We start from the raw sequence: 6,933 nt of genomic DNA, 5'->3' as shown, positions 1-6,933 counted from the left end.
CATAAAAGAATTAAGGCAAAATTAAAGGGTATGAGCCCAGTACAATACCGGGCTCATACCCTAGAGGCTGCCTAATGAAACGACCTGTCTAACTTTCGGGGGTCACTTCAAATGAAGTGAAGGCTTTTGTTTATTTAGGCTAGTATGGCCGCGAGCATATTGTATGATTTTATCCTCGCTAAATTAAATTAAGATCTTAACCACCATGATTTCCGTGAGCATATTGAATAACATCAATAGCTTTATGTGTTTCTGTAGGGGATTGGGCACCAAACATTAAAGTAAAAATAGTAATTACACCAACTAAACCGAGAATTGTCTTTTTCATTTTAATGCCTCCTTCTCAATAACTTTTTTTCCTGCTTGAGAACATGAATAGAAATAATGACTTGCTTTAATATGGTTATTCTCTTTATAAAATGCAGTAGCAAGATATTCTTCGTATTCCTTAATGAATTCGAAAAGTTCTTGCTCTTTAAAATATGATACGCCTTTTAACACTGTCATTTCAAGTGCTTCGGCAGGAAAACCTCCATTCATTGCATCTAATATTTTAAAATGGTGTAGATACTCTATATTTTCAATCTCTTGACAAACGGAATATCCTTTTGCTATGAGATCTTTGGCAACGGAGTGATTTCCTTCTTTCATGTGTTCCCTTGCCTCAATAAAAAGAGCCTTATAATTGTTAAGCATTTTTTGATTTACTTCTGAAAGATATCTAATGGCTAATGGCGAAAGATTTTGAGTAGCATACATTAACCCTAAATTTTGACGCACCATTAAAATAAATTGTTTTTCGTCTATTTTTTGGAACATATCCATTGCTTTCGTGAAATATTCTTCAGCAAGTTCCCATTCTCTCAAATGAGTACAAGCTAAGCCTATAAGATTATCACAGAATGCTACATTGATCTCATACCCAGCATGTTGAGCAAAGATTTCTCTTGCCTCTGATACTTTTTTATAAGATAATAGCCCTTGATATATGTCATAATGGAAAGCTCCAACTTTATAATAAAATTCCGCTTTTTCCAATTCATCAGGAATGCAGTCTAAAAGTTTTTCTGCTTTTTCATAACTCTCCTTTGCGATTTGGTATTCGCCAATAGTAGAGGCATGAATCCCTTTGAAAAAGTGGTAATAATAAGCTAAGAAATTATCTGTAGGCATATCAAAAGCCTCAACTTTGTCAAAACTGCTTTTTGAAATGCTTAAATTATCAATTACAAATTGGTATCTAAAATCTAGTAGTGAGTAGTAGAGTAATAAATCTTGATCCTCTTCAATATTATGCATCTTAGAATCAATTATTTCTTTTAATTGATGTGCATTACCTATACGCCTTGAGCGGATTTCAAGATACCAATCGTTTAATAGCTTTGTAATTTCATTATTCCCCTTAGCTGAAACCATCATTATATATTCCCCCATCCTATAAAAGTCTACTAATGTTATATATTACCATTATAGCAAAGTATCCAGTTCGTTTAATTGTATTATATTTATTTTTCAATAAAATTCAGAAAAATAAATTAATTATGATGACTCAATTATATTTTATTCATGTTTTTCTCATTAACAATTCACGCAAACGTGATGTGATTGAAGTGAGTCGGAAAATATCATATTTGCATGAAAGGGGAATGAATAAATATGAAAGCCTCTCTCTACTATAGCGGCAGCTTATTGAAGTTTTAGGTTTATGTTAAGGAAATTTAAAATCCCTGTCTTTAAAGACAGGGATTAAAAAAAGGGATGACAGTTAACAACTGAAGGTACCATTATATTACCATTATTGGAATTTTTATTCCATGTTTTTGTGTTGAGAAATAAATAATATATGATGTAAAAGGTGAGATGAGTAGAGGGTTCTTATAGGTTTAGAAATATGAGAAAGTAAATATTTCAATTGAATTTTTCTTGAAACGAGGAGTGGAAGTATTGTTTTTGCTTAGAAAGCATTATTCAAAGCTATGTAGAGATTATAATATGAATAAAAAGAGTCTGGTTAAAAAATTATAAGACACCAATTCATTGGAACGGTAAAAAACTGTTGTCGGAATAGGTGTCTTTTTGTATTGAGTAGAATGTATTTTCTCAACAGGAAAAATTGTAATTATCTATAAGTATTACTTATAAGGATAATAGGAAAGTAGAAATTAATAATAAAGGAGAATGCGAAATGTTAACAGTAATATCTAATAATGATTTAGCTAAAATCCGTGAAGAAGATGTAGATGTATTGAAGGTAATGGCGCATCCGGTTCGATTAAAAATCATAAGTGAATTAATACATCATAAAATGTGCAATGTTACACAGTTAACAGAAATATTAAAACTTCCACAATCCACTGTTTCACAACACTTAGCAAAGTTAAGAGGAATCGTACTCCGTGCAGAAAGAAAAGGACTAGAGATGCATTATTATATTGATAATACTAAAGCTCGTCAGATTGTAGAAATTTTAGGGCTATAGGTGAATTATACGTAAAAGTTTCCTAATTATAGGGGAAACTTTTTTCTATGTTGATCAAAGTATAATCATATATAAAGAAGAATGAAATTTGGAAAGGGTCAATTTCAGAATATTATATTGAAGTGTAAGTTTTTAATTCAAGTTATGGAACGTATAATTTTTAAGTAAGAAAGGATGGTAGTTGAAGAAAGTCCAATAACTGTCACAATTTCTTTGTAAGCTTAATAAATTGTTATGTAATAATTTAATTATAGAGTTATTTGAATGTGATGAAGATTAATGAATAGTTGAGTATGAAGTTATTTATATTTAGCTTTCATTTACATTCATGCTCTTAATAAAGTGAAGAAATTAGTAAGGGGGACTATTAAAATGAACAAAAAATTCTTTAAACAGTTAAAAAAATAGCTACAAATAAAAAAGGATTAAGTGCCGCTGCAGTAGCAGTAGGAATTATGGGTACAACTTTAATTCCTCAAAATGCCTATGCACATGGGTTCGTTGAAAAGCCAGGTAGCCGTGCTGCTTTATGCAGTCAAAATTATGGGGCGCTGAATTCAAATTGTGGAAATATAATGTATGAACCGCAAAGCTTAGAAGCACCTAAAGGATTCCCGCAAGGCGGGCCAGCTGATGGGAAAATTGCTTCAGCGGGAGGTCTATTTGGTGGAATTCTTGATCAACAAACAGCTGATCGATGGTTTAAGAATACTATTAAGGGCGGGGAGAATACATTCACTTGGAAATATACTGCTCCTCATTCAACAAGTCAGTGGCACTATTACATTACAAAAAAAGGATGGAATCCAAATAAACCTTTAACAAGAGTGGATTTTGAACCAATAGGAACTGTAAAACACGATGGTTCTGCAGCATCTAATAATCTATCACATAAAATTAATGTACCAACTGATCGCAGTGGATATCATGTCATATTAGCAGTTTGGGATGTAGCTGATACTGTAAATGCTTTCTATAATGTGATCGATGTGAATCTAATAAATAATGAAAAACCAGATACAGAAGCGCCAACTCAGCCATCTGGAGTACAAGTCGTAAAAGCTACTTCAAATAGTGTAGAACTTAGTTGGAAGCCTGCAATCGATAATGTAGGGGTCAAAGAATATCAAGTATTACGTAATGGTCAATTAATTAATACTGTAGTGGGTACAAGTGTAGTTGATAAAAAATTAAGCCCGAACACTGAGTATACGTATACAGTAAAAGCAGTAGACGCTGCAGGGAATATATCAAGGGAAAGTGAAGCATTAGTTGTTAAAACAACAGTGGAAAAACCAGATACAGAAGCACCAACTCAGCCTAAAGGATTACACAGCATGGGAACCACTACGAATAGTATCGACTTAATGTGGAGTCCGTCTGAAGATAACATAGATGTGAATCATTATATTGTCTACAGAGAAGTTGGGGGTGTTATGAAAGAAATAGGCACTGCTAATACAACTTCATTTATGGACAAAGATTTGCAAGCGAATACAATATATAAGTATGTAGTTTCTGCTGTTGATACAGCTGGCAATGAATCAATGAAAAGTGATGCCTTAACAATTGCTACAAAAGGACAAGAAAACACTTATGAACAATGGGATGCGTATAAAGCGTATAAAAAAGGGGATAAAGTAGTTCATGAGGGTAAGGTTTACGAGGCAGTTCAAAGTTATCAAGGGAATGGAGATCCAAACTGGATTTTTGCTTTGTCATTATGGAATGAAGTAAATAAATAATTTAAACAGTTGTTCATTTTAACGAATTTACCGAAAGAATTCACCTTCCTTAACCGTATGAAGAGCGATAATAAAGCGGTAGGTGCATTTCAGTTTGGTATAGCCAAAAGCTTATGATTATTGGTGGAAGAACACAAATCTTTCCAAAGTGAGTCTAGTATAATTAATTTCTAAACTCACATCTTTTTGTGAAAATAAAGATGTGAATTCAGTTTATTCTTATTTGCTTTGTATGAATTGTAAGGTATACTAAAAGTAGGTGCAAAAATGCACTATTTGAAAAAGAGTGCAAGGCAAAAAAGGAATCCGAAAAGGATTCCTTTTTTGTTTTTCAGCAAATAAAGCAACTTTCTAATTAACTCTTTCTTTTTATAAACTTAAAATGTATTTTTGAAAAATTGCCATATTCCTGTAACAAAACAAAGGTATGTTATGTGTGTTAAATATAAAGAGAAAGAAGGAAAAGTTGTGAAAAAAGTTTTGCCAATTGTTGCGTTATTAGGCATGATGAGTTTTGGAGTACAGGAAATGAATGTAAGAGCTGATACATACCACAAGGGCGATTCAAAAATTAGTTTTTGGGATTCGAAAAGAAAGGGTACTAATTTCATGAATAGTACGTCATTACCTGAAAACTATAAAAGTGCAAAAGAAGCTAATATTGAATATGTACGTTTAGCACCTGATAAATGGGCAAAAGATAAAGATTTTCTATTTGAGGATAAACCAGATACTTCTGGAAAGGATTTTCTGATAGGTAATGCAGATAACTATCGGGGATTAGTAAAGGAAGATCTAGAAAAATTAAAGGCGGATTTAGATGCCGCACAATCACAAGGAATGAAAGTCGTTCTTACAATGTTATCCTTACCTGGTGATCGATGGCGCCAATTTAATAATAATAAGAATGACGACAGAATATGGGAAGAAGAGAAGTATCAAGAACAAGCAAGTCAATTTTGGAAGGATCTCGCTCTGGAACTAAAAGATCACCCCGCGGTGGTTGGTTATAATATTATAAATGAACCACATCCAGAAACAGCTAAAAATAATAGATATAATGATTTTTGGACGGAAGATTACGAGAAATGGTATGCAAAAGTGGAGGGAACGACAGCGGATTTAAACAGATTTTATCAAAAGGTGATCAATTCCATTCGTGAAGTAGACCAAGAAACACCAGTTATTTTAGATTCAGGTTTATATGCTACTCCATGGGCCTTTAAATACTTAAAGCCAGTAAAGGATAAAAAACGCTTTACGCAATTCATATGTATGAACCATATGAATTAACGAGTCAAGGTGAAAAGAAAAATAAAGAATATCAATATCCAGGATTAGTAAAAGTAGGAGACTTAGAGAAACCTGTAATCTGGAATAAGCAGGGATTAGAGAAGTTTTTGAAGCCAATCCAACAATGGTCTAAGAAAAATCATGTACCATCTAATCGAATTATTGCAGAGGAGTTTGGAATTAACCGTACTGTTCCAGGTGCTACCCAATACATGCAAGATCTTATTTCTATCTTTAACCAAAAAGGATGGCATAAATCATTCTATGCATTCCGTGAAGACACATGGACAGGGATGAATTATGAATTGGGAACAGGAAAAATAAAATGGGATGAAGAGGGTAAACCGATACGTCAAGATAATTCACTCTGGGAAGTAATAAAAAAAGATTTGCAGGCGCATAAATAGTTTAAAATATTTGTCCTAAGGACTAAATGTAAGCATCTAATTCAAATAGAATTAGATGCTTTTTATTTCGAAAAAAGGTGGAGTTGAATTAAAGATTCCATCTTTTCTTTTGCATAAAGAGTACCAATCAGGTTTATTTACAACGAAAAATAAGCTTTTTAGAGAATAGCTTAGAAAAAAATTGTGGAGGTTCAAACAAATGTGGTCGTAATTGTCTAAACCTTTAAAGCGAAAAAAGTTTTATGAATTTTTTGTGAGATTCCAATCCTTAAATGTTGTAATTTATTTACTTATTTCTCCAATTGGATATATTTCTCCAATTGGTTGTAAGTTTAGAATACAGAATCAAAACATAATAGGCTGTTATCGATGAGTTTATCGTAAAGTTGTTATTTAATGTGTCATCAAATAACATTTATATACAATAATACATCAAGAAAAGGAGATATTTATGAAAAAATATAGAGTAATAGACACAACTTAAATAGTATGAATAGTTTAGATTGTAAAAACATGAAGAAGAAAACAAAAAAACTTAAGAGTACTAAGGAAAAATGAGGGAGATAATATGGGGAATAATTCAAAACATAAAACTAGAAAAATACTTGCGGCTACTGCTACAGTAACTATGCTTGCGACTGGAATGATTTCTTCATCAGATGTCTTTGCGGAGCAAAAGGAGCAGCAAAAAAATTTACCGACATCACTGTATAGTGAAAAGTCAGTTAAATCTGAAAATAGAACATTTGCAGTCCCAGGAAAAGGGGATGTTGAGGTACTAAAACAACAGGAAAGAAAAAGTATGGCATTTAGTCCATATGAACCAACTGGTTTATATGCAAAGCCAAATGAACAAATAACGATTAATGTAGAAGGTAATCAAGATATTCAGGTATATATTGGAACGTATTCGTATGATGCTTCTTGGAGAGAAGATTCTAAGATAAAATCATTTACATTAAAACCTGGTGTAAACACAATCCAATCTCCAAATGGGGGGCTGATTTAT

At 32.4% G+C, this 6,933-nt stretch carries 6 protein-coding genes and 1 pseudogene; 5 read left to right on the top strand and 2 right to left on the bottom strand.

Going from position 1 to position 6,933, the window contains the following annotated elements:
- Window positions 1-75: IS3 family transposase (locus tag ACUN13_RS32070; RefSeq protein WP_142309144.1), on the top strand; the 75-nt coding region annotated here is incomplete at its 5' end.
- Between the two features lie 121 nt (window positions 76-196).
- Here the strand turns inward: ACUN13_RS32070 and ACUN13_RS32065 are convergent.
- Window positions 197-328 (bottom strand): hypothetical protein, encoded by a 132-nt coding sequence (locus tag ACUN13_RS32065; RefSeq protein WP_000751016.1) that lies wholly within the window; start codon window positions 326-328, stop codon window positions 197-199.
- Window positions 325-1,419, bottom strand: a complete 1,095-nt coding sequence (locus ACUN13_RS32060) for a response regulator aspartate phosphatase (RefSeq protein WP_025689607.1) — start codon at window positions 1,417-1,419, stop codon at window positions 325-327. Before ACUN13_RS32060 ends, ACUN13_RS32065 begins: the two co-directional genes overlap by 4 nt.
- 766 nt (window positions 1,420-2,185) lie before the next feature.
- Between ACUN13_RS32060 and ACUN13_RS32055 the strand changes: the two genes are divergently transcribed.
- The 4 genes and pseudogenes from ACUN13_RS32055 to ACUN13_RS32040 all read left to right on the top strand — a co-directional run.
- Window positions 2,186-2,479, top strand: coding sequence for an ArsR/SmtB family transcription factor (locus tag ACUN13_RS32055; protein WP_000958631.1), 294 nt, complete (start codon window positions 2,186-2,188; stop codon window positions 2,477-2,479).
- Between the two features lie 455 nt (window positions 2,480-2,934).
- Window positions 2,935-4,224, top strand: coding sequence for a lytic polysaccharide monooxygenase (locus ACUN13_RS32050; protein WP_409532372.1), 1,290 nt, complete (start codon window positions 2,935-2,937; stop codon window positions 4,222-4,224).
- 432 nt (window positions 4,225-4,656) lie between these two features.
- A pseudogene (locus tag ACUN13_RS32045) lies at window positions 4,657-5,924 on the top strand (glycoside hydrolase family 5 protein).
- 568 nt (window positions 5,925-6,492) lie between these two features.
- Window positions 6,493-6,933: M60 family peptidase N-terminal accessory domain-containing protein (locus ACUN13_RS32040; protein WP_445424199.1), on the top strand; the 441-nt coding region annotated here is incomplete at its 3' end.

The sequence above is a fragment of the Bacillus cereus group sp. Bce041 genome, assembly GCF_052646455.1.
The sequence above is the reverse complement of the archived record's forward strand: the minus strand, read 5'-3'. Positions and strand labels throughout refer to the sequence as shown.

Bases quoted from the DNA above. Each gene is read 5' to 3' on its own strand.
- ACUN13_RS32065 (WP_000751016.1), bottom strand. From the start codon at position 328: ATGAAAAAGACAATTCTCGGTTTAGTTGGTGTAATTACTATTTTTACT.
- ACUN13_RS32060 (WP_025689607.1), bottom strand. From the start codon at position 1,419: ATGATGGTTTCAGCTAAGGGGAATAATGAAATTACAAAGCTATTAAAC.
- ACUN13_RS32055 (WP_000958631.1), top strand. From the start codon at position 2,186: ATGTTAACAGTAATATCTAATAATGATTTAGCTAAAATCCGTGAAGAA.
- ACUN13_RS32050 (WP_409532372.1), top strand. From the start codon at position 2,935: ATGGGTACAACTTTAATTCCTCAAAATGCCTATGCACATGGGTTCGTT.